General features: G+C 55.9%; 1 protein-coding gene. It reads right to left on the reverse strand.

Features of this window, described 5'->3' with window-relative positions; translation table 11 throughout:
- A partial coding sequence (locus ACPYOJ_RS36650; RefSeq protein WP_481420580.1) for a DUF1007 family protein occupies positions 1–236 on the reverse strand: 236 nt, incomplete at its 3' end.
- Between the last annotated feature and the right edge of the window lie 2 nt (positions 237–238).

Here is a 238-nt window from a genome sequence, read left to right on the forward strand (position 1 = left end):
GTCACGTTTTTGCCGTCGATCGTCAGGTTCATATAGTAGTCGTAGTCGGCCAGTGAATCACGGACCGTCTTGCCGACCTCCGCGAGTTCGTTGGGTTCCAGCTTTAGATCGGTGTTCTTGTCAAAATCCATGACGAAGGAGGAGGAGAAGATCTCGTCGAAGCGCCAGACGTTCCGCAGCTCCTGAACACTGCCGTCGGGTGCCGCACCGACTTCGAGCCGAGCTGCGACGGATATAT

The organism is Rhizobium sp. SVR5-9E (assembly GCF_056755095.1).